Origin of the sequence: Acinetobacter sp. A3 (assembly GCF_012371415.1) — a bacterium.
GTDB lineage: Bacteria > Pseudomonadota > Gammaproteobacteria > Pseudomonadales > Moraxellaceae > Acinetobacter.
Genome location: NZ_JAAZQW010000011.1, coordinates 20,650 through 43,431 on the forward strand (window position 1 = coordinate 20,650; position 22,782 = coordinate 43,431).

20 protein-coding genes are annotated in these 22,782 nt (G+C 41.0%); 12 read left to right on the forward strand and 8 right to left on the reverse strand.

Annotation, left to right across the window (positions count from 1 at the left end; translation table 11 throughout):
- The first annotated feature begins 152 nt into the window (after positions 1-152).
- Both HHA42_RS05640 and HHA42_RS05645 read left to right on the forward strand, forming a co-directional pair.
- Positions 153-1,610 carry a glyceraldehyde-3-phosphate dehydrogenase gene (locus HHA42_RS05640; RefSeq protein WP_168418170.1) on the forward strand — a complete coding sequence of 486 codons (1,458 nt, stop codon included), beginning with the start codon at positions 153-155 and terminating at the stop codon, positions 1,608-1,610.
- Positions 1,611-1,808: 198 nt separating this feature from the next.
- Positions 1,809-2,162, forward strand: a complete 354-nt coding sequence (locus HHA42_RS05645; RefSeq protein ID WP_168418171.1) for a helix-turn-helix domain-containing protein — start codon at positions 1,809-1,811, stop codon at positions 2,160-2,162.
- Here the strand turns inward: HHA42_RS05645 and HHA42_RS05650 are convergent, their stop codons facing one another.
- A complete protein-coding gene (locus HHA42_RS05650; RefSeq protein ID WP_168525711.1) occupies positions 2,163-3,350 on the reverse strand; it encodes an MFS transporter in 1,188 nt (395 codons plus the stop codon).
- 217 nt (positions 3,351-3,567) lie between these two features.
- Between HHA42_RS05650 and cgtA the strand changes: the two genes are divergently transcribed.
- Both cgtA and proB read left to right on the forward strand, forming a co-directional pair.
- Positions 3,568-4,782, forward strand: a complete 1,215-nt coding sequence (gene cgtA / locus HHA42_RS05655) for an Obg family GTPase CgtA (protein WP_168418173.1) — start codon at positions 3,568-3,570, stop codon at positions 4,780-4,782.
- 27 nt (positions 4,783-4,809) lie between these two features.
- Positions 4,810-5,943 (forward strand): glutamate 5-kinase, encoded by a 1,134-nt coding sequence (gene proB, locus HHA42_RS05660; protein WP_168418174.1) that lies wholly within the window; start codon positions 4,810-4,812, stop codon positions 5,941-5,943.
- A gap of 138 nt (positions 5,944-6,081) precedes the next feature.
- Here proB and HHA42_RS05665 read toward each other — a convergent pair whose 3' ends face one another.
- A complete protein-coding gene (locus tag HHA42_RS05665) occupies positions 6,082-6,786 on the reverse strand; it encodes an SIMPL domain-containing protein (protein WP_168460074.1) in 705 nt (234 codons plus the stop codon).
- A gap of 493 nt (positions 6,787-7,279) precedes the next feature.
- Here HHA42_RS05665 and HHA42_RS05670 point away from each other — a divergent pair, with 493 nt between their 5' ends.
- The 8 genes from HHA42_RS05670 to HHA42_RS05705 all read left to right on the forward strand — a co-directional run bounded on the left by HHA42_RS05670 (position 7,280) and on the right by HHA42_RS05705 (position 17,488).
- A complete protein-coding gene (locus tag HHA42_RS05670; protein WP_070153093.1) occupies positions 7,280-8,653 on the forward strand; it encodes a diaminobutyrate--2-oxoglutarate transaminase in 1,374 nt (457 codons plus the stop codon).
- Positions 8,654-8,657: 4 nt separating this feature from the next.
- Positions 8,658-10,190 carry an aspartate aminotransferase family protein gene (locus HHA42_RS05675; protein WP_168525713.1) on the forward strand — a complete coding sequence of 511 codons (1,533 nt, stop codon included), beginning with the start codon at positions 8,658-8,660 and terminating at the stop codon, positions 10,188-10,190.
- Between the two features lie 483 nt (positions 10,191-10,673).
- Positions 10,674-11,699 (forward strand): substrate-binding domain-containing protein, encoded by a 1,026-nt coding sequence (locus tag HHA42_RS05680; RefSeq protein WP_168418178.1) that lies wholly within the window; start codon positions 10,674-10,676, stop codon positions 11,697-11,699.
- Between the two features lie 98 nt (positions 11,700-11,797).
- Positions 11,798-13,177, forward strand: coding sequence for a phosphate ABC transporter permease subunit PstC (pstC, locus tag HHA42_RS05685; protein ID WP_168525715.1), 1,380 nt, complete (start codon positions 11,798-11,800; stop codon positions 13,175-13,177).
- Entirely contained in the window at positions 13,177-14,565 is a 1,389-nt protein-coding gene (gene pstA, locus HHA42_RS05690; RefSeq protein WP_168460072.1) for a phosphate ABC transporter permease PstA, read from the forward strand. The genes pstC and pstA overlap by 1 nt, the downstream gene beginning before the upstream one ends.
- 13 nt (positions 14,566-14,578) lie before the next feature.
- A complete protein-coding gene (pstB, locus tag HHA42_RS05695; RefSeq protein ID WP_096901086.1) occupies positions 14,579-15,505 on the forward strand; it encodes a phosphate ABC transporter ATP-binding protein PstB in 927 nt (308 codons plus the stop codon).
- 216 nt (positions 15,506-15,721) lie between these two features.
- Positions 15,722-16,684 carry a protease SohB gene (gene sohB / locus HHA42_RS05700; RefSeq protein ID WP_168525717.1) on the forward strand — a complete coding sequence of 321 codons (963 nt, stop codon included), beginning with the start codon at positions 15,722-15,724 and terminating at the stop codon, positions 16,682-16,684.
- A gap of 177 nt (positions 16,685-16,861) precedes the next feature.
- The gene (locus tag HHA42_RS05705; RefSeq protein ID WP_168525719.1) at positions 16,862-17,488 is read left to right on the forward strand and encodes a cytochrome b/b6 domain-containing protein; all 627 of its coding nucleotides are present in this window, start codon (positions 16,862-16,864) and stop codon (positions 17,486-17,488) included.
- Positions 17,489-17,517: 29 nt separating this feature from the next.
- Here HHA42_RS05705 and HHA42_RS05710 read toward each other — a convergent pair whose 3' ends face one another.
- The 6 genes from HHA42_RS05710 to HHA42_RS05735 form a co-directional block, all read right to left on the reverse strand.
- Positions 17,518-18,144: a DUF2238 domain-containing protein gene (locus tag HHA42_RS05710; RefSeq protein ID WP_168525721.1), complete on the reverse strand. Its 627-nt coding sequence runs from the start codon at positions 18,142-18,144 to the stop codon at positions 17,518-17,520.
- Between the two features lie 90 nt (positions 18,145-18,234).
- The gene (gene purB / locus HHA42_RS05715; RefSeq protein WP_168525723.1) at positions 18,235-19,623 is read right to left on the reverse strand and encodes an adenylosuccinate lyase; all 1,389 of its coding nucleotides are present in this window, start codon (positions 19,621-19,623) and stop codon (positions 18,235-18,237) included.
- 55 nt (positions 19,624-19,678) lie between these two features.
- Positions 19,679-20,410: a high frequency lysogenization protein HflD gene (gene hflD, locus HHA42_RS05720; RefSeq protein WP_168418184.1), complete on the reverse strand. Its 732-nt coding sequence runs from the start codon at positions 20,408-20,410 to the stop codon at positions 19,679-19,681.
- Positions 20,411-20,422: 12 nt separating this feature from the next.
- The gene (gene mnmA, locus HHA42_RS05725) at positions 20,423-21,556 is read right to left on the reverse strand and encodes a tRNA 2-thiouridine(34) synthase MnmA (protein ID WP_168525725.1); all 1,134 of its coding nucleotides are present in this window, start codon (positions 21,554-21,556) and stop codon (positions 20,423-20,425) included.
- Positions 21,557-21,560: 4 nt separating this feature from the next.
- Positions 21,561-22,046 (reverse strand): NUDIX hydrolase, encoded by a 486-nt coding sequence (locus HHA42_RS05730; RefSeq protein WP_168525727.1) that lies wholly within the window; start codon positions 22,044-22,046, stop codon positions 21,561-21,563.
- A gap of 162 nt (positions 22,047-22,208) precedes the next feature.
- Positions 22,209-22,739: a gamma carbonic anhydrase family protein gene (locus HHA42_RS05735; RefSeq protein WP_168525729.1), complete on the reverse strand. Its 531-nt coding sequence runs from the start codon at positions 22,737-22,739 to the stop codon at positions 22,209-22,211.
- Positions 22,740-22,782: the final 43 nt, after the last annotated feature.

The following is a 22,782-nucleotide window of genomic DNA, read 5'->3' on the forward strand; positions in this document are numbered from 1 at the left end:
ATAATTACAACTATTTTATGAATTTATAGTGAATATATAAGAAAATAGTCGGGTCAATGCCAGCTTTTGATTCAATCTTGACGACAATTCCATTACAATTATCGGGTTTTGAAATTCATGCCTAGATATACAATTAATTAGAGGACGTATCTGTGAGCAAAGAGACTATCATCGCCCTACACGCAGAGCACCAAGGTCGCTGGAAAAACCGTGAAGAAATCGCGGAACGTATGATTGCTTTACTCGGTCAGTTGTACCGTGAAAAAAATATCATGGTTTCAGTATTTGGTCGTTCTTTAGTTAACCGTTCTGTGATCCAAATTTTGAAAGCACACCGTCGTACTCGTATGATGGATGTAGAACTTTCAGTTGTTCACACATTCCCAATTCTTGAAGCTTTAACCAAAGTAGAGAACATTGGTTCAGCAGAAGTTGACTTGGGTAAACTTGCTGTTGAATATAAAGAAAAAGGCGGCGATGTAGATGCATTTGTTGCAGACGCTGTGAAATCTTTAGCAGGTAACCCAACAACAGTAGAAAGCAAAGATGTTGTTCTTTACGGTTTTGGTCGTATCGGTCGTATTCTTGCACGTTTAATCATTGGTCAATCAGGTCTTGGTCGTGGCTTAAACCTTAAAGCTATTGTGGTACGTAAATCATCTGACGGTGATTTAGAAAAACGTGCATCTTTGCTACGTCGTGACTCTATTCACGGTCCGTTTGCAGGCACTATTTCTGTAGATGAAGAAAATGAAGCCATTATCGCAAATGGTAACTTCATCAAAGTGATCTATGCATCTAACCCATCTGAAGTAGATTACACAGCTTACGGCATCAACAATGCTTTAGTCATTGACAACACAGGTAAATGGCGTGATGCAGAAGGTCTTGCTCAACACCTTCAATGCCCAGGTGCTGCACGCGTAATTTTAACTGCACCAGGTAAAGGCGACATGAAGAACGTGGTTTACGGCGTAAACCAAGCTGACATTCTTGATGAAGATACCATTATTTCTGCAGCAAGCTGTACAACGAATGCAATCACACCAACTTTAAAAGTGTTGCATGACAAATACACTGTTGTGAATGGTCACGTTGAAACTGTGCACTCATTTACCAATGACCAAAACTTGATTGATAACTACCACAAGGCAGATCGTCGTGGTCGTGCGGCAACTTTGAACATGGTTATTACTGAAACTGGTGCAGCAAAAGCAGTTGCGAAAGCATTGCCTGCATTGCAAGGTAAATTAACAGGTAACTCTGTACGTGTTCCAACGCCAAACGTATCACTTGCTATCTTGAACTTAACGCTTGAGAAAGAAGTAGATCGTGAAGAAGTGAACGAATATATTCGTCAAATTTCAATTCACTCTAACCTTCAAGGTCAGATTGGTTATACCAACTCGACTGAAGTGGTTTCAAGCGACTTCATTGGTTCACGTACTGCGGGTGTATTTGACGCGCAAGCAACCATTACTTCTGGCAACCGTTTAACTGCTTACGTTTGGTATGACAACGAAGTGGGTTATAGCTGTCAAGTATTACGTATCGCTGAGCAAATGGGCGGCGTAAGTTATCCAAAAATTCCTGCTGAAACAAATGCATAATTTGTAACATCAGAATTTGAAAAAGAGCCTTTTTAAGGCTCTTTTTTTATACATTTTTTCTATGCTTAAAGCGTATGATAGATATTTGAAGTTTTAGCAAAATAAGTTATTCTAAACTTACAAAAATAAAGTCTATGTTTAAAAGTAAGCTTGATTTTTAATTCAACTTTTAAGGTCAATCTACACAAGGATCACGTTATGCAATATGCCAGCAGTCATGTACTCGGACAAGTCCTTGCCAAAGATTGTCCATCTCGTATTTTGTTAGAACACCTTGCCAATAAATGGTCGATGTTGGTGCTGCATTGTTTGAGTGAGGGTTTACATCGCTTTAGTGAGTTAAGACAGCGCATTGAAGGGGTGAGTGAAAAAATGTTGGCACAAACCCTGAAAATTTTAGAACAAGATGGTTTGATTTTACGCACTGTCTATCCAACCGTACCACCTAAAGTGGAGTATCAACTTACGTTTGAAGGTTCACAAATTGCAGAAAAAGTTAATCAGTTGATTGATTATTTAGAAAAAAATATCAATCAGACTCTGTCAGAATAATTATCTTTCTTGCTGTCTAAAATCATAACGATCAATCAATAAAATACCTACGGCAAATATTAAAATACTCGCGACACAGCCCATCCAACCCCAGTGCTGCCATGCGTAGACCGCCGTCAGAGAACCAAGTGCTGCACCAGAAAAATAAATGGTCATATATACGGCATTAATACGTGAGCGTGCGGTAGCATCAATTCGATACACCAAGTTCTGATTCAGTACGTGAAATGCAGTGAGGCCAAAATAACTCATCAATACGCCCACTGCATAAGCCATAATATTCTGCTGTGCAAAAAAGAGTGGAATGCAAGAAAACAACATCAAACTGATACAGAGCATAGCGACAAAATTTTCATGTCCTTTGCCTACCGTTTTACCTGACCAGCTCGAAGAAAAAATACCAATCACACCCAATAAGCCAAAAAGCCCAATTTGAAAATCACTAAAATGATAAGGCGGATTGGCTAAAACAAAAGTCATGGAAGTAAAAACCAAGGACAAAATAGCGAAACCCAAAGCACCTGCGCAGGCTCTGCGAATTAAATGTGGCTGGGTGGTGGCCAATTGTATTAGAGAACGATAAATAGCTACCACGGTCAAATTTTTATTGGCAGTTGTAGAAGGTAGCTTTTTCCACATCAGCCCTGCAAACAGTAGGGTGATTATGCCGCTACTTAAATAAACACCTTCCCAAGACCAAAAGGTCGAAACAAAACCAGCAAAGGTGCGCGATAAAATAATACCCATCACCAAACCACTCATCAGTTTGCCTACAATGGCAGCACTCGATTCGGGTGGACTAATGCTTGATGCAAAAGGAATTAAAACCTGTGCGGAAATCGCACCAAATGTGGCACATACCGTAAAGAAATACAGCATGGTTAAATTGCTGCTAAAGGACAGTAAAATTTGTGAGAGTGCTGCAAAGACCATCAAACTCACAATCAATTTTCTTTTATTGAGTAAATCGCCCAAAGGCACAAGTAACATTAATCCTAAACCATAGCCGATTTGTGCAAGTACTACTGCAAAACCTGCTTGGCTGGTGCTGATGCCTAAACTTTTTTCAATTGAATAAATCAGCGGTTGGTTAAAATAAGCAGAGCCTGCACATAAACCACATGCTGTTGCCATCAGTAAAATAAATTGAGGAGATAAAGCAGTTGTTGTGGTTGCAGAGTCAGACATAAATGCAAGTAAAACAAAAAGGGCGGATGCACTATAAGAATTTAACCTAAGAAGGAGAAATAAGAAAAAACGATCACATGATTGTTAAAATAAATCAGTGATTTTGACGTTCCTGATATAAAAAGCCTGAGTTGATACGATTGCATAAATATAATTCGAGAAATTTTCTAAAATATGGCAGAATATACGGCTTTTAAAGTTTTAGAGGATTGGCAAGATGCGCTTTGTTGATGAAGCAGTCATTACCGTAGAGGCTGGCGACGGTGGCAATGGCGTAGCCAGTTTTCGCCGAGAAAAATTCGTACCATTTGGTGGACCAGATGGTGGTGATGGTGGACGTGGCGGCAGTATTTATGTGCAAGCCGACGACAACGCAAGCACCCTTGTAGATTATCGTTATACCCGTAAATTTCGCGCTGAACGTGGTAAAAATGGTTCTGGCGCAAACTGTGCTGGTCGTGGCGGTGAATCTGTTGTATTGACAGTACCAGTGGGAACGACCATTGTAGATACCGACTCTGGCGACATCATTGCAGATTTAGTCGAAAGCGGTCAGAAAGTATTGGTTGCACAAGGTGGAGATGGTGGTTTAGGGAATACGCACTTTAAATCATCGACCAACCGTACCCCGCGTAAATTTACGCATGGTACCAAAGGTGAGTTCCGTGAAATTCGTCTGGAGTTAAAAGTACTTGCGGATGTTGGCTTATTGGGTATGCCAAATGCGGGTAAGTCAACGTTCATTCGTGCTGTTTCTGCGGCAAAACCAAAAGTAGCCGACTATCCATTTACCACCATGGTGCCAAACTTGGGTGTGGTAGATGCAGACCGTCATCGTTCTTTTGTGATGGCCGATATTCCAGGGCTAATTGAAGGTGCGGCTGAAGGTGCAGGCCTTGGTATTCGTTTTTTGAAACACTTGGCACGTACCCGTATTTTGCTACACATTGTAGATGTTCAGCCTATTGATGGCTCTGACCCAGCGTATAATGCCAAAGCCATTATGGAAGAATTGAAAAAATTCTCTCCAACTTTGGCTAAATTGCCAATGGTGTTGGTGTTAAATAAACTGGATCAAATTCCTGAAGATTCACGCGAAGAGTGGTGTAAACACATTCTGGAAGAATTGCAGTGGGACGGCCCTGTATTTAAAACTTCAGGCTTAATGTCTGAAGGTACTCAGCAAGTGGTTTATTACCTGATGGATCAAATTGAGCAACAACGCGAACGTGAAGTTGAAGATCCTGACTATGCTGCAGAAATGAAAGCATTCCGTGATCAGCTAGAAGCTGAAACACGAGAACAAACCATTGCCGCGAAAGAAGCGTATCGTGAGATGCGCCGTCAGCAACGTCTTGCAGGTATGTTGGGCGATGATGATGAAGACGATGATGGTGAAGATGGCGATGTAGAAGTGTACTACGTACGCTAAGCGCTACAAAAAGTGACTGAGGACAAGATGATAGAAGTGGTAGATGGGCAACGTCAGCTCAAGGGTTGTAAACGAATCGTTGTTAAAATCGGATCATCTTTACTCACAGCCAATGGGCAAGGTTTAGATTTAGATGCAATCTCGCATTGGGCGGGACAAATTGCAGATCTACACAATGCAGGACACGAAATTATTTTGGTGTCATCGGGAGCTGTGGCTGAAGGTATGGTGCGAATGAAACTAGAACATCGACCCACTGATCTACCCAGTCTTCAGGCATGTGCTGCCATTGGTCAAATGGGGTTAATTCAGACTTGGTCAAGTGTGTTGGAAAAACACCAAATTCAAACGGCACAAGTACTTTTAACGCATGATGATCTGGCAGATCGTCGTCGTTATTTAAACTCATGTGATGCTTTGCAGAACCTGATTGAATGGCGTGTGATTCCTGTCATTAATGAAAATGACACAGTCTCTACCGATGAAATTCGTTTTGGTGATAACGACACCTTAGCTGCAATGGTAGCAGGGCAAGTGCATGCAGACTTACTGATCATTTTGACTGATCAGCAAGGCATGTTTGACTCTGACCCACGTTCTAACCCAAATGCAAAACTATTCCATACCGTACGTGCTTTGGATGAAAGCTTGTTCGATATGGCAGGTGGTGGCGGTAAGTTTGGGCGTGGCGGTATGCTGACTAAAGTTCGTGCGGCACGTTTAGCGGCTAAATCGGGCTGTCCGACGTTGATTGCCAGTGGTGAAAGTGACAACGTACTTGCGCGTTTAATGGCGGGCGAATTGTTGGGTACTTTATTTATTACCGATAATGACCGTATTGCCGCACATCAACAATGGTTGGCAGCACATTTACAAACAGCAGGACGTTTGGTCATTGATGATGGTGCAGTCAAAGCCATTAAAGAAAATCATCGCAGTTTATTGCCTGTGGGTGTAAAAGCCGTAGAAGGGCATTTTGACCGTGGTGATGTGGTGGAATGTGTAGATACGCAAGGCCATCGTGTGGCAGTTGGACGTGTAAACTTCAGTTCACGCTCTGCAGACTTAGTCAAAGGTTTGGCATCCGACAAAGTGCATCAAGTCTTAGGTGAAGCACGTTCACTGGAGATGATTCACCGCAATCACATGGCAATCTACTAAATTTTGCTCACGTTTTAAGCTTTGAATTAAGTTTAAATTATAAAAAATCCCGCTTGGTTCGCCGTGCGGGATTTTTTATATGCTCAGATGATTCAAGTGAATGAATCTTGAAGAGCAGTTTTAGGTAAATTCAGATTTTTATTTAAACTGAATCGTTCCATTTGCATTAACGGTAATTTTAGATTCACCCGCCGCCATATCTTGATCAGCTACTGCCGATTCCGCGACTGCAAATTTAGCCATACTCGCGCGCATAACAGGCTGCGGGAAATAAGAATTGGTATTCAGGTTTAAATTTACTAAGTTATAGCCCGATTTATTCCAAGCCTGACTGAGCATTTGCGCACGTTGCTGGAAGTTTTTAGAAGCTTCGACCATCAACTCATTTTCAACTTTTTTACGCTGCGCATCCGACACGCTAAAATTAATTGATTGGGTTTGGAAGTTTTGTTGTAGCTCACTCACCAATTGGCTTGCGGCTTTAAAGTCGGTGCTTTGCACGCGCACTTCGGCACGACCACGCCATTCTTTTAACTTACGGCTGTCATTGTCGTAAATTGGATAAGTGGTTTGTGAACCTGTTTCTACCTTCACTTGTGGATATTTACGTGCAGTTGCAATAGCTTGGCTCATTAACTGATTGATTTGCGAAGCCAACTCTGCAGGTTGTTTGTGACTTTTTTCAATGTACAGTACTGCATGCATTTGATCATTTGAAACTTCGCGTGAAGCTTCAGCTTGTACATTGACGATATTGTAATTCAGTGATTCATTTTGCTGAGCAAATACCGTACTGGCAGCACCAGCAGCCAAGAGCGTAGCAGCGAGAGAAAGTAAACGCATATTCTGACCTATTGTTCAAATTATCGGAAATTTTGGAGATGATTTGTCTGCTTTAAATAGTAACTTTGCTTTGTGAGGATTTTTAGTCGAAATTGTGGTGGCTTTGTAAAATTTCACTATAAAATTGCAGTAAATTCAGATTTATAAAATTCAATAAAAATAATGATCTATACTATTTTGAAAATAAATGCTGCACAGCTTGAGAGATTGCTCAAAAGAAAGTATAAAGGAATAGGAAAGAGTTAAATTTTCTTTCCTTTGTCACAATGTAAGATGATAATTCAATCGAATCATCTGCAAGATATGTTTTTTCGATGAAATTAGGCAATATTTGGGTTAAACCTGTTTATTTTCTAGAAAAATTAGGTATTATCCCGCTTCCTAGTCTTGAAGAACAAAACTCTATCTCGCTAGATCAAAAAAGCACCGAGTCAAAGGACCGCAAGTCACCAGACTTATTTCTTTCAACCCATATCAGAGATGGTAATTCGATATGAGCGTTACTTCTGTAAACCCTGCCAACCATTCCACAAACGAATACTACTTGACTCGCCAAAGTCAGATGGAATCGAATGTGCGTAGTTATCCTCGTAAATTACCGTTAGCGATAGCGAAAGCACTGGGTTGTTGGGTTACCGATGTTGAAGGTACTGAGTACCTAGATTGTTTGGCTGGGGCAGGGACCTTGGCATTGGGTCATAACCATCCTGCGGTGGTTCAAAGCATCCAAGACACTTTAGCGAGTGGTTTGCCATTACACACCCTAGATTTAACGACACCTTTGAAAGATGCTTTTACTGAAGCGTTGCTTTCACACATGCCTGGCGGCCAAGAAGAGTATTGCTTACAATTCTGTGGTCCTACAGGTGCAGATGGCACTGAGGCTGCAATTAAACTGGCAAAAACCTACACAGGTCGTAGCTCAGTTATTAGTTTCTCAGGTGGCTATCATGGTATGACACATGGCTCATTGGCCATGACAGGTAACCTGTCTGCAAAAAATGCAGTAAATGGTTTAATGCCTGGTGTTCAATTTATGCCGTATCCGCATGAATACCGTTGCCCACTTGGCATTGGTGGCGAAGCGGGTGTAGATGCGTTAACGTATTATTTTGAAAACTTTATTGAAGATGTAGAAAGCGGTGTCACTAAGCCTGCAGCTGTAATTCTTGAAGCAATTCAGGGTGAAGGCGGTGTTGTGACTGCACCAGTAAAATGGTTGAAGAAAATCCGTGAAGTGACTGAAAAGCACAACATCGTTTTAATTCTAGACGAAGTACAAGCGGGCTTTGCACGTTCAGGCAAAATGTTTGCATTTGAACATGCAGGTATTGAGCCAGACGTGATTGTTATGTCTAAAGCTGTTGGTGGTGGCTTGCCATTAGCTGTACTTGCTATTAAACGTAAGTTTGACGCATGGCAGCCAGCAGGGCACACGGGTACTTTCCGTGGTAACCAATTGGCGATGGGTACAGGTCTTGTTGTCCTTAAAACTATTAAAGAACAAAACTTGGCACAAAACGCACAAGAGCGTGGTGAGTTCCTTCAAGCTGAATTGAAAAAATTAGCGGTTGAATTCCCATGTATTGGTAATGTGCGTGGTCGCGGTTTAATGATTGGTATTGAAATTGTAGATGAACGCCAAGAAAAAGACCGTTTAGGTGCTTACCCAGCAGATTCTCAATTGGCTGCTGCTGTTCAAGCTGCATGTTTTGACAACAAATTATTGCTTGAAAAAGGCGGTCGTGGCGGTACGGTAATTCGTTTACTTTGCCCATTGATCATTACACAAGAAGAATGTGTAGAAGTTATCGCTCGCTTCAAGAAAGCAATTGCTGAAGCGTTAGTCGCAGTACGAGGCGCATAAGTTTATGGTAGATTTTGCAGAACATCGTAAAGCGTTACTCTGCAATGATGCTCAATCCATTGCTGACTACAGTGCAGCAATGGAGCAAGCGACTCAAGCAGTCGCAGCATGGTTGCAAAATGACAAAATGTACACGGGCGGTAGCATTAAAGAATTGCGTGAAGCGATTGCTTTCCAGCCGTCTAAACAGGGTTTAGGTGTACAAAAGTCATTGGAACGCATGGTAGAGCTTTTCTTAAATAAAAGTTTAAAAGTTCATCATCCACATTCTTTGGCGCATTTGCATTGCCCAACCATGGTGGCAAGCCAAATTGCAGAAGTGTTAATTAACGCAACCAACCAATCTATGGACTCATGGGATCAAAGCCCTGCTGGTTCATTGATGGAAGTACAGCTAATTGACTGGTTACGTCAAAAAGTTGGCTATGGCGCAGGTCAGGCAGGTGTGTTCACATCAGGTGGTACACAGTCTAACTTGATGGGTGTGTTGTTAGCGCGTGATGCTTGTATTGCGAAAAACTGGAAAGATGAAAACGGTAATCCGTGGTCTGTTCAGCGTGATGGTGTACCAAGCGATGCAATGCGCAACGTAAAAGTCATTTGTTCTGAAAATGCACACTTCTCTGTGCAAAAGAACATGGCGATGATGGGCATGGGCTTCCAGTCGGTTGTTACTGTACCTGTGAATGAAAATGCACAAATGGACGTGGTTGCGCTTGAGCAAACCATGGCACATTTAAAAGCAGAAGGTAAGATTGTTGCCTGTGTGGTTGCAACTGCGGGTACAACCGATGCAGGTGCGATTGATCCACTCAGAAAAATTCGTGACATCACCAATCAATATGGCGCGTGGATGCATATTGACGCGGCTTGGGGTGGGGCATTAATTCTTTCTAACAGTCATCGTGACATGCTTGATGGTATTGAGTTGTCAGATTCTGTAACACTTGATTTCCATAAGCATTATTTCCAAACAATTTCGTGCGGTGCGTTCTTGCTGAAAGATGAAGCGAACTATCGTTTCATGCACTATGAAGCAGAATATTTGAACTCTGCGTATGATGAAGAACACGGTGTACCAAACCTTGTGTCTAAGTCACTACAAACGACACGTCGTTTTGATGCATTGAAACTTTGGATGACTATTGAAGCCTTAGGTGAAGAGCTCTACGGTTCAATGATTGACCATGGTGTGACCTTAACTCGTGATGTTGCTGACTATATTAAAGCAACGGCAGGTTTAGAGTTATTGGTTGAGCCTCAGTTTGCTTCTGTATTGTTCCGTGTTGTGCCTGAAGGTTATCCTGCAGAGTTCTTAGATAGCCTGAACCAAAACGTGGCAGATGAATTATTTGCGCGTGGTGAAGCTAATATTGGTGTAACCAAAGTAGGCAATGTCCAATCATTGAAAATGACGACGTTAAGCCCTGTTGCAACATTAGACAACGTGAAGAACTTACTTGGTTTGGTCTTAACTGAAGCAGAACGTATTAAAGATGCAATTGCTGCAGGTACATATACACCAGCAATTGACTAATGGCTGAATTACAGCAATTTTGATCAAATACAGCAAAAGAAGTCACTACGGTGGCTTTTTTTGTGCCTATTGTTTAGCGAGCGTAGAACGGGGCTAAAAATGTTTTGTTAATTTGAGTGTAATAAAAGAGTTCATCGTAGATTCTTCAATGGTTTTAGGCGTATTTGTCATAGAAAATAATTAGAATTGATGAATAAAACAGCAAATATTTCAGAAAAATTCATGAAAAAAGATGATATTGGCATGAATTATTACATTTTAAAAATAAATTTAAGAAAAAAATGAGCACAATAATATTTTATTACATATTGATTTTTAAGGAAATTAAAATAAATCAATGCAGAAAAGGCAAATATAACCAAAGCGTAACAAAGTTGTAACATGGCTGTCATATTATAAAACCACAATGCAGTTATCGAAATAAGTACAAAACTTAATAACAAGTGACGTACTCCGAACTTGCATACATTGAGAGAGAACAGAATGCGCTTTACAAACATCGCCATTGCTTTAGCCGTATCTGCAGCAGCTGTAACAACAACTGCAAACGCAGCTCGTGACACCATCCAAATCGCGGGTTCTTCAACCGTTCTACCATACGCAAGTATTGTAGCAGAAGAATTTGGTAATACTTTCCCACAATTCAAAACTCCAGTTGTTGGTTCAGGCGGTTCTTCAGGTGGTTTGAAGCAGTTCTGTAACGGTGTAGGTGATAACACAATCGACATCGCGAACTCTTCTCGTAAAATTAAAGATTCAGAATTAGCAGCTTGTAAAAAAGCTGGTGTTAACCAAGTTTTAGAAATTAAAATTGGTTACGACGGTATCGTATTTGCATCAAATGCAAACAAAGCAGCTTATAAATTAAAACCTTACCACGTGTTTGCAGCAATTGCAGCTGAATTACCATCTAAAGGTAAAATGGTTGCTAACCCATATACTCGTTGGAACCAAATTGACAAAACACTTCCAAATGAGCCTATCACTTTAGTTATTCCAGCATCTAACCACGGTACACGTGAAGTGTTCCAAGAAAAAATGGTTGATGCAGGCTGTGAAGCTTACTCAGCAATTAAAGCTTTAGACAAAGATGCGAAGAAAAAAGCATGTACATCTTTCCGTAAAGATGGTCGTGTAATTGAAATTGCGGGTGACTACACAGAAACATTGGCTCGCTTGAAAACTTCTCCAAGCGCAGTAGGTGTATTTGGTTTAGGCTTCTATGACCAAAACCGTGACCGTTTACGTGTTGCAACTGTAAACAACGTAGCACCGTCTGAAAACACAATCTTAAATGGTTCTTACCCTGTATCACGTCCATTGTTCTTCTACGTGAAAGGTGAGCACCTTAAATCAATCAAAGGCTTACCAGAGTTTACTGAATACTTCTTGAGCAAAAAAGTATCTGGTAAAGGTTCTAAGTTAGACAAAGCAGGCTTAATTTCTATGTCTGACAAAGAGCGTGCACAAGTTCTTGCTAACTTCAAAGCTGGTAAAGCGGTTAAGTAATTTGAGTTAAAACAGCTGATGGCAGGGATGACCTGCCATCGGCTTTTTGCTAAGAAATGTTTTTTCAAAAACGAAATTGAAAAAACAGTGGAGAATACATGAATCTGCTACTCATAGGTGTGTTATTGGCCATTATCGCCATAGCCTATCAAATCGGGTTAAGCAAGAGCCGTAACCTAGCAGGTAAGGGAAATAACTCTGCAATGTTACATTCACGCCCAGGATATTATGGTGCGTTGGTAGCATTATGGTGTGGTATCCCTGCTTTTTTAATTTTGATTGTTTGGAACTTGGTTGAACCAAGTATTCTAGAGCAAGTGGTGTTAAATAATGTGCCTGTGCACATTGCTGCTGGTCTAGATCCTGCAAGTACCAGTGTTTTGGTTGATCGTGTACAAGCGATTGCTTCTGGTTTTGGTGTAAGTGATACACCAGCTGCTTATGAAATTGCAGCAGCAGAGCAATTGTCTAAAGTAGCAACGATTGGTTCATACGCTAAACTTGCGGTTGTTATTTGTGCGGCTTTATTTGGTCTGGTGTGGGCAAAGAAACGTGTTTCACAACAATTCCGCGCACGTAACCAAGTTGAAAAAATCATCAACATTTCTTTGGCATTATGTTCTGGTGTCGCGATTCTGACTACAGTCGGTATTGTGATGTCTATGTTCAGTGAAGCAATGCGATTCTTTAGTTTCGTTAGCCCACTGGATTTCTTCTTTGGTACTGTCTGGAACCCAGGTTTTAGTACATCGGGTAGTGCAGACGGCAGTTATGGTTTATTGCCATTGCTGTGGGGTACCTTAATGGTCAGTGGTATTGCCTTACTTGTTGCAGTACCAATTGGCTTAATGATTGCAATTTATCTAGCAGAATATGCATCTCCTAAATTCCGTGCTTGGGCAAAACCAACCATTGAAGTTTTAGCGGGTATTCCAACGATTGTATATGGTGTATTTGCCATGATGATCATTGGTCCGTTCTTAAAAACTGCAGGTGCCTTAATTGGACTCGATATTAATGCCACTAGTGCATTAACTGCAGGTCTGGTCATGGGTATTATGATCATTCCATTTGTATCTTCATTGTCTGATGACATTATTACGCAAGTGCCGCGTGCGCTACGTGATGGTTCTTTAGGCTTGGGTGCAACCAAATCTGAAACCATTCGCCGTGTAGTTATGCCAGCTGCATTACCAGGGGTGATTGGTGCGTTCTTACTTGCTGCGTCACGTGCGATTGGTGAAACCATGATTGTGGTGTTAGCTGCAGGTAATAGTCCTTTACTACACGCAAACCCATTAGAGGCGGTATCTACGGTTACGATTACGATTGTCAACCAATTAACAGGTGATACAGATTTCGCAAGTCCGCAAGCATTGGTTGCTTTCGCACTTGGCTTGACCCTGTTCGTGATTACCTTAGGTTTGAACATTGTTGCACTATACATCGTGCGTAAATATCGTGAGCAATACGACTAATGAGTACTTCAAATACATCGTCTTTGGATCAGTTAGATCCACAAGCTGCTGCCGAATTACGTGAACAACGTAAAAAGACTATCGCCAGTTCATTGGGTAAGCGCCATCGTAAGGAAAAAACTTTCCGTATTATGGGGCTGTCGGCAGTTATCGCAGGTTTATTCTTTGTCGTGTTGCTTTTTGGCAGTATTTTGGCCAAAGGCTTGCCAGCATTTTGGCAAAGCAGCATGAGCCTTCCAATTTATTTCGATCCAGCAGTTGTGAATGTAGGTCCAAAACCGAAAGCAATTGCAGGTGAGTCACCAGCCCAATACGAAGAACGTATGATTGCGTGGCAAACTGAAATGGGCATGGTAGATTGGGATGCCCTCATTGTGAACGGCATTATTGCTAAAGATAAAGCGCTAGAAGCACAGCGTGATGATCTTGGCTATTTATATACCAGTTCTGAAGCGTACCGTGTACGTGACATGGTGTTGGCTGATCCATCACTGATTGGTCAAACCAAAGATGTTAAAGTACTTGCAGATGCTAACGTAGATGTATGGTTAGAAGGTAATATTGACCGTAGCCTGCCAGATGAGCAGCAACAGTTAAGCCCTGAAGTACGTCAATTGGCAGACAAGTTAGAGTCACAAGGCATTATTGAAAGTACATTCAATACCAACATTTTTGTTAGCCCAGACTCACGTAGTTCTCCTGCAACATCTGGTTTGGCGGGTGCATTCATGGGTTCTTTATTCATGATGCTAATTGTGATCTTTATTTCGATTCCAATTGGTGTGGCATCGGCAATTTACTTAGAAGAATTTGCGCCAAAAAATGCCATTACTGATATTATTGAAGTGAACATTAACAACTTGGCTGCTGTACCTTCTATTGTGTTCGGTTTGTTAGGTGCTGCCATCTTTATTGGTTGGATGCACTTACCATTGTCTGCACCGTTGGTGGGTGGTTTAGTGTTAAGTTTAATGACTTTACCAACCGTAATTATTACCACACGTGCATCGTTAAAAGCAGTGCCACCGTCTATTCGTCAGGCAGCTTTAGGTTTGGGCGCATCGCGTTTACAAACTGTGTTCCACCATGTACTCCCACTTGCATTGCCGGGTATTTTAACGGGTGCAATTATTGGTGTCGCACAAGCTTTAGGTGAAACTGCACCATTGTTATTAATTGGTATGAGTGCCTTTGTTGCCAGTGTACCAGCAACTCCATTTGATCAATCTACTGCGTTACCTGTGCAAATTTTCTTATGGCAGGGTAATGAAATGCGTAACTTCTTTGAAGGACGTACCGCTGCAGCCATTATCGTATTGCTTGCGTTAATGATTGGCTTGAACAGCCTTGCAATCTGGTTACGTAAGAAGTTTGAAGTACGCTGGTAATTGAGGGCAGAATATGAATACTGTAGCAAGCACAGAAAAACCAAATTCCTTAGAACAGGATAAACAAGTGAATCCACAGCAAAGCCAATTTACATCTCCAGATGTAGAACAGAAGCAATCATCAACTTCGTTTGTTTCACAGTTTGATACACAAGCGTCTAGCAAAAAAGAAGCTAAGTCTTCAAATGTGAAATTAAGTACCAATGATGTGCATGTGTACTATGGTGAATCTGAAGCAATCAAAGGTATTGATTTAAATATCTATGAAAATGAAGTGATTGCATTTATTGGTCCATCTGGTTGCGGTAAATCTACTTTCTTGCGTACTTTAAACCGTATGAACGACACCATTGATAGCTGTCGTGTAACGGGTAAAGTGATGTTGGATAACCAAGACATTTATGATCCTAACCTTGACGTCGTATTATTACGTGCGCAAGTTGGTATGGTGTTCCAAAAGCCAAACCCATTTCCAAAATCAATTTTTGAAAACGTAGCCTATGGCCCTAAACTGCATGGTTTAGCGCGCGATAAATACGATTTGGAAGAAATTGTAGAAAACAGTTTGCGTAAAGCTGGTTTGTGGGATGAAGTGAAAGACCGTTTGAACCAACCAGGTACTGGTTTGTCGGGTGGTCAGCAACAACGTCTTTGTATCGCACGTACCATTGCGGTAAGTCCAGAAGTAATTTTAATGGATGAACCATGTTCGGCACTTGACCCAATTGCAACGGCAAAAGTAGAAGAATTAATTTCTGAACTTTCTACTCAATATACAATTGCAATTGTAACGCACTCTATGCAACAGGCAGCACGTGTATCTGACCGTACTGCATACTTCCATTTGGGTGATTTGATTGAAGTGAATGCAACTGAAAAAGTATTTACTCAGCCAGACCATCAATTAACAGAAGCGTATATTACAGGTCGTTTTGGTTAATTTTTAAAATCTGTATAAAAGGACCGCAAATCAAACCGATTTGCGGTTTTTTTATGACGAATGTTTAGTACCTAGCATGATTTTGATTTTGCACAAATTAAACGGTAATGAGATTTAAAATCGATTAAATTAAGCAAATCAACAAGGTGATATTGAATTTTTAAGTTCAGCCCTCATCTTAAGCTAAGCACAAATAAAATTGAGAATTGCGGATCTATGTTATTTCATTTACCTAAATTACCTGCCGAAATTCGTATTAGCCATTTAAATGCGCGAATTAACGAACAACGAAAAAAAATTGCGCAAACTACGGCATCTAAACTTGAGTTATTGCAACTTAGCCAACAAATGGCACGTGAAGCACGAGCCCGTAAAAAGAACAATCAAAAAATTTATGTACTTGACTTTAAAGGCGATACTGCTGCATCTGCAGTAGAGCAATTACGTGAAGAAATCACTTTGGTTTTGGCAACAGCAAAAGCAGGTCGTGACCGTGTGGTGGTGCGCCTAGAAAGCCCTGGTGGCATGGTACATGGCTATGGACTTGCTGCTGCGCAATTGGTGCGTTTACGTGATGCAGGATTTCATTTAACCATTTGTGTCGATAAAGTTGCGGCAAGTGGTGGCTATATGATGGCATGCATTGGTTCAGAAATTGTGTCAGCGCCATTTGCCATTTTGGGTTCTATTGGTGTAGTGGCACAAGTACCGAACTTTAATCGCTTGCTGAAAGAAAAAAATATAGATTTTGAGATGTACACTGCAGGTGAATATAAGCGCACCGTGACCATGTTTGGTGAAAATACTGCGGAAGGCAAAGCAAAATTTGAACAAGAGTTGCAGCAAACCCATGTTCTGTTTAAGCACTTTGTTGAAAAGTACCGCCCACAACTGAATATTGAAAAAGTCGCAACAGGTGAGCATTGGTATGGTCAGGATGCTTTAGATTTAAACTTGGTGGATAAACTACAAACTTCAGATGAATACTTACTGAGCTTATTGCCACAGCATGATATTTATGTAATTCAAACTCGTAAAAAACCAACATTGGGTGAAAAACTGGGTTTACAAGCGGCACAAATGGCAGACAGTCTGATTCCAGCTGTAATGAATAAAGTCATAGAAAGTTTAAGTAAAGCAAATTCAAGCTTAGTTCAAATGCGTGATCCGAAACTGTAATAGCGATCATCTAACTTCTAAGTTTGATCTAAAAATTGCGCTCATTGAGCGCAATTTTTTTATTCATATTTTATAAAAAATTAAAGTTTTTAGGTCTTTGATTTAAGCATCTTAATTTTCAATTCAGCTTGATGCGATATCTTGGTAATAAGAAAAAAACACCTAGCCAGGTTGAATATGCAAACAAATATTGTGCCAGCGAAGCAATCAACATCTACAGATTTAATGATTCGTTTTTTACATATGGTGATGCTACTGAGCTTTACAGGAGCATATTTAACAGGCGATGTGGAAGAATGGCATCAGTTGCACATGGCTTTTGGTTACACTTTGGGAATTAGTTTAGCTTTACGAATAGTGTGGCAGGTGTTGAGTATGTTGAACAGTAGACAGCCAACAGGGATTTCAAGACGTTTAGGCATGGTCCAACAATTTATAAAACGCTATTGGAAACAGCCACAGCAGTATTTTTCACTGCAGTTTTTAAAGTCGGGTAGTTCCAGTGCGTTTCAATTTAGTATTTTGTTGATTTGGTTAGCATTGCCTTTAACTGTGTTGGCTGGATTTTTCACCGATTATACCCAAAGTCATACCTTAAAGGAGGTGCATGAATTTGCTGCAAATTTATTCTTAGTTGCAGTGTTGGTGCATTTAGCAAGTTTAACTTTAAGCAGTGTATTGTTTAAAAAATGGCTTGCCAAAACCATGTTTTGGGGTTCAGGTAAACCCGCAGTATTCACAGTGCTGGTCTGGATGATTTCAGTTGCAAGTTTAGCTGGTTTTTGGTGGTGGTATTGGCAATAAATTTGGATTTAGTCAGCAAGGGTATTCTGTTATGGGGTGTGTTTCTTGATTAAGTAGAAACAGCCCATGAGTATTGCCCCTATTGTCGCTAAAAGCATATCCATGTGTGCATCCCAAATATCCCCTTGCTGTCCGTTATAATTTTCAGCATCTTCTGGTGATAAGCCAAGCGCAATGAGCCATTCCAGCCATTCATAAATCAAACTGCTTGCCATGACAAATTGAATGACCAAAAGATATAAAACTATCGGTTTATTTTTTGGAAACCAGATTTCAAACAAACGTAATAAAACAGGGTAGAGCAAAATCCCATAAGTCAAATGCACAAAGCGGTCATACATATTGCGTGACCAGCCCATGCTTTGATCTAAATTAAAGCCAAAGCTGTGCAAAATCCAATTATTATAGGGCACATAAGAATACAGATAATGTGCTCCGACAATGTGAATCAGTAAAAATATTAAATACAGCACAAAACTGGAAAAGCTCAGTCCTACTTTTTTAAAGGCAATCAGCAAACCAGCCATCATAAAAACTGTGCCTGCCTGATGCAGTAAATATGACTCAAATTCCAGTGGTTGAATACTGGCAGCAAACATGGCGAGTACGACCAAGCCTAAAGCGCAGTAATGTTTAATGTGGAATTGATTTTCCATGTGGATTTTGATTTGGGAGATTTATTTTATTCTAATAAAAATGCGAAGCCGAAGCTTCGCATTTTTGTATTCGGGTTATTGCTATACAAACTAGATTTTAGAAATAAGATCAGCAACTTGTTTAGCTTGTTCAGCAGCATTACCTATATAAGTTGCAGGAGTCATTTCCGCTAAACGTGCACGGTCTGCTGCAGGAACGCCTTCTAACTCGTTACCATTTACAAAATCGACCATCATGTCACGTGTCATGGCTTGACCACGAGTCAGGGCTTTTAGTTTTTCGTATGGTTTTTCGATGTTATAGCGACGCATAACGGTTTGAATTGGTTCAGCCAATACCTCTTGTGCATTGTCTAAATCTTCAAGAATACGTTGAGCGTTCAATTCAAGTTTGCCAATACCTTTTGAGCAAGCTTCAAATGCGATCAAGCTTTGTGCAAAACCAACACCCATGTTACGTAGAACAGTCGAGTCGGTTAAGTCACGCTGCCAGCGAGAAATTGGTAATTTTTCGCCCAAGTGCGCCAAGACTGCGTTAGCAATACCTAAGTTACCTTCAGAGTTTTCAAAGTCAATTGGGTTAACTTTATGTGGCATGGTTGAAGAACCCACTTCGCCTTCTTTAAGTTTTTGCTTGAAGAAGCCAAGTGAGATATAACCCCAAACGTCACGGTTAAAGTCGATCAGAATGGTGTTGAAACGACGTAATGCATCAAACAATTCTGCCATGTAGTCGTGTGGCTCGATTTGTGTGGTGTATGGGTTAAATGTTAAGCCTAAAGACTCTACAAATGCTTGAGAATGTGCAGGCCAGTTGATTTCTGGGTAAGCAGAAAGGTGAGCGTTGTAGTTACCTACGGCACCATTGATTTTGCCCAAAAGCTCAACTTGTTTGAACTGTTTGATTTGACGAGCAAGACGATACGCCACGTTCGCCATTTCTTTACCCAAAGTAGTTGGGCTTGCAGTTTGACCGTGAGTACGTGACAACATTGGTTGATCAGCATGTTTTTCTGCCAATGAAACAATTGAGTCAATGATTTGCTGCATAGCTTCAATCAATACTTCACGGCCATTTTTAAGCATTAAAGCATGTGACAAGTTGTTAATGTCTTCTGAAGTACAAGCAAAGTGAATAAATTCCCCCGCATTTTTCAACTCATCAATGTTGGCAATTTTTTCTTTTAAGAAGTATTCAACCGCTTTTACGTCGTGGTTGGTGGTGCGTTCAATTTCTTTAATGCGGTTGGCATCATCTTCAGAGAAGTTTGCAACAATTGCATCTAATGCCGCATTGGTTGCTGCACTGAACGCAGGTACTTCAGTAATTTCTGGACGATTGGCAAGCGCTTGTAACCAACGCACTTCAACAGTCACACGAGCATGGATTAAACCAAACTCAGAGAGGAAAGGGCGGAGTGCATCACATTTGCTTGCATAGCGCCCATCTAATGGAGAAAGTGCGGTTAAAGCGTTCATATCGATTCCTTAAACTTTGGAATTAAACCTAAAACAAAAGCGTGTTCAGCATGGTTTAAACCACCTGATACTGTAAACGCGCCAGATCTTGAATATCACGTAATAATTTACGTTTGCTAAATATCATGCCCCATGAACTGCCACCAAGTTGACGCCATAGGTGTGCCATTTGTAAGCCTGTAAAAAGCGAAGCACGAATTCGATTGGTATGTGCAGAGTCTTTAAATGCCTCTGCATTGCCACGTACCATAATGCGCGGGTTAATTTGTCCTGCTGTGTCTACATAGGTTTGTGCTAAATTGGCAATAATACTGGGATGCAAATAGTTATTATCAAAAAATGAGAGTTGTTTTAAAATTTTTTGCTGTGATTGTTCAATGATTTCAACGTATTTAGGGTTGCTATAGACTTTCTTTTCCAATTGCAGCAATGCCATAGCATAAGACATGGGCAATTTGGCATTCGATAACTTGGGTAAACGCGATTTTGGCGCAGTATTGAATGGTTGGTTGATACTGCTTTCCAGTGTTTTTAAACCCAGCGAAATATCGGCCAAATGATTAAAAAAATCCAGTGTTTGTGAGCTTTTGTTATGACTTGGACGAATGTTTAAACTGGCTTTAATCAATTGCTCAAAATAAAAGTTACCGCTATCGCCAATACTTTGTCTGCCTGTTAGTGCGGTCATGTGCGTAAGCTGAGTGGCTTGGAACACACCCGCTAACGCCAAAGCACGATTTTGGCGAACATTCAGAGTTGGAGACTGTTGAAACGGTAACTCTGTCATCCGGAACAATCCTTAAATAAAATCTGGTTTTGGTGCGTTGGTATGATGAATGACGCCACCACCTAAACACACTTCGCCCGAGTAGAATACGACACTTTGACCAGGAGTTACGGCACGCTGTGGTTCATCAAACTCGACACGTACGCCACCAGGTAAATCAGCATCATTGAAGATCACGCAATCTTGATCATCCTGACGGTAACGGGTACGGCAAGTACAACGAAAACCTGTTGCAGGAATTTCCTGTTCACCAGCAACCCAATCCACAGCTTCGCTCCATAAAATGGTGCTTTGCATAAGTGGATGTTCATGGCCTTGACCAATCACCAAGCGATTATTTTCAATATCTTTGTGCAGCACAAACCACGCGCCTTCAGCAACACCTTTTAAGCCGCCAATGCCAATCCCGCCACGCTGACCGAGCGTATAGTACATTAAGCCGTGATGTTCACCAACCTCTTTGCCGTTGTCTAAAATAATTTTTCCAGCTTGTGCAGGTAAATATTGTTTTAAGAAATCATTAAAGCGGCGTTCACCAATAAAACAAATACCAGTCGAGTCTTTTTTCTTGGCGGTGACTAAATCTAGTTCTTCGGCAATTTTTCGGACTTGTGGTTTTTCAATTTCACCTACTGGGAATAAGGTTTTGTTAATTTCACGACCATGTACCGCATGCAAAAAATAAGTCTGATCTTTATTTTTATCTAAACCACGTAATAGTGGGGCGTAGGCTTCGCCTTTAGAGTTGTACTGCGTTTCACCACGACGAGCGTAGTGACCAGTGGCAATAAAATCTGCACCCAAATTCATGGCGTGATCTAAAAAGGCACGGAATTTAATTTCTTTATTGCATAGAATATCTGGGTTTGGTGTACGTCCTGCAGCATATTCGGCAAGAAAATGCTCAAAGACACGATCCCAATATTCCATAGCAAAGTTGGCTGTATGCAACTTAATACCTAGTTTATCGCACACTGCTTGCGCATCGGCAAGGTCTTCCATTGCGGTGCAATATTCGGTGCCGTCATCTTCTTCCCAGTTTTTCATGAAAAGACCTTCAACCTGATAACCTTGTTGAAGTAGAAGTGCAGCAGAAACAGATGAATCTACACCACCTGACATACCGACGATGACACGTTGTTGCATAGGATTAGGCATCCAAACTTGAAATTAGGGGAGAATTTTGGTGCTCGTAAATGAGCGATAAAGGATAAGACTGACCACTGAGTGCATCTTGAACCACTTTCATTACCAGTGGACTACGGGCACGTGCAGATTCAGCCAGTTCATCTGCAGACATCCACACAGTACCGATAATGTCTGGATCGAGCTGAGCTTGCGCATCATGTTGCAGCGATTCGGCTAAAAAGCAGAAACGGTAATAGGTGCGGTCAGGAAACATGGGCGGTGTATAACTATAAATACCCAATAAGGCATTAATTTTGACCTGATGCCCAGTTTCTTCCATGGTTTCACGTACTGCGGCTTCAATTAAGCTTTCGCCCGCTTCAACATGCCCTGCAGGTTGATTAAACACGCTATGCATCACACCCTCTGTATGTTCTTCAACAAACAGGAATTTTCCGTTTTTTTCGATAACGGTGGCGACGGTAACGTGAGCAGTCCAAGCGGTCATTGAAAAGCACCATGGGGTAAAACGCATATTCTACAAAATTTAGGGGGATGTGGCTATGTTGAAAGGGGATTTCTTTAAAACTGTAAATCTAGGTTGATGTTTCAGTTCAATGCATAGACCTGCAAAATCCCCCACAAGAAAGTGTGTTTGTAGAGGGGCATTTTATTGATAATTCCCCGCAACTTTCACATAGTGCCGTGCAGAATAAGGTAAAAACTCCTTTTCCTTGTCAGTTAAAGGACGAACTTTTTGCACAGGGCTACCCACATACAAATAACCACTTTCCAAGCGTTTACGCGGAGGTACTAAAGAGCCTGCACCAATCATCACATCATCTTCAATAATGGCATCATCCAAAACAATCGTGTTAATGCCCAATAACACCCGATTACCAATGGTGCAGCCGTGTAAGGTTACACCATGTCCAACGGTGACATCTTCACCAATAATTAGCGGAGAACCTTCAGGTTTGTCGGCTTTTTTATGGCTAACATGCAGCATGGCATGATCTTGTACGTTGGAATTTTGACCAATCCGAATATGATTAACATCGCCACGAATCACGGCAAAAGGCCAAACCGATACATTGGCAGCCAGATGCACATCACCTATCACAATAGATAATTCATCTACATAACAACTTGCGTCAACTTTTGGAGTGTGGTCTAAATAGGCACGAATATTTTTTTTCATGATTGACACATCTATAGCTTATAAATTCAGGATTAAACACAGT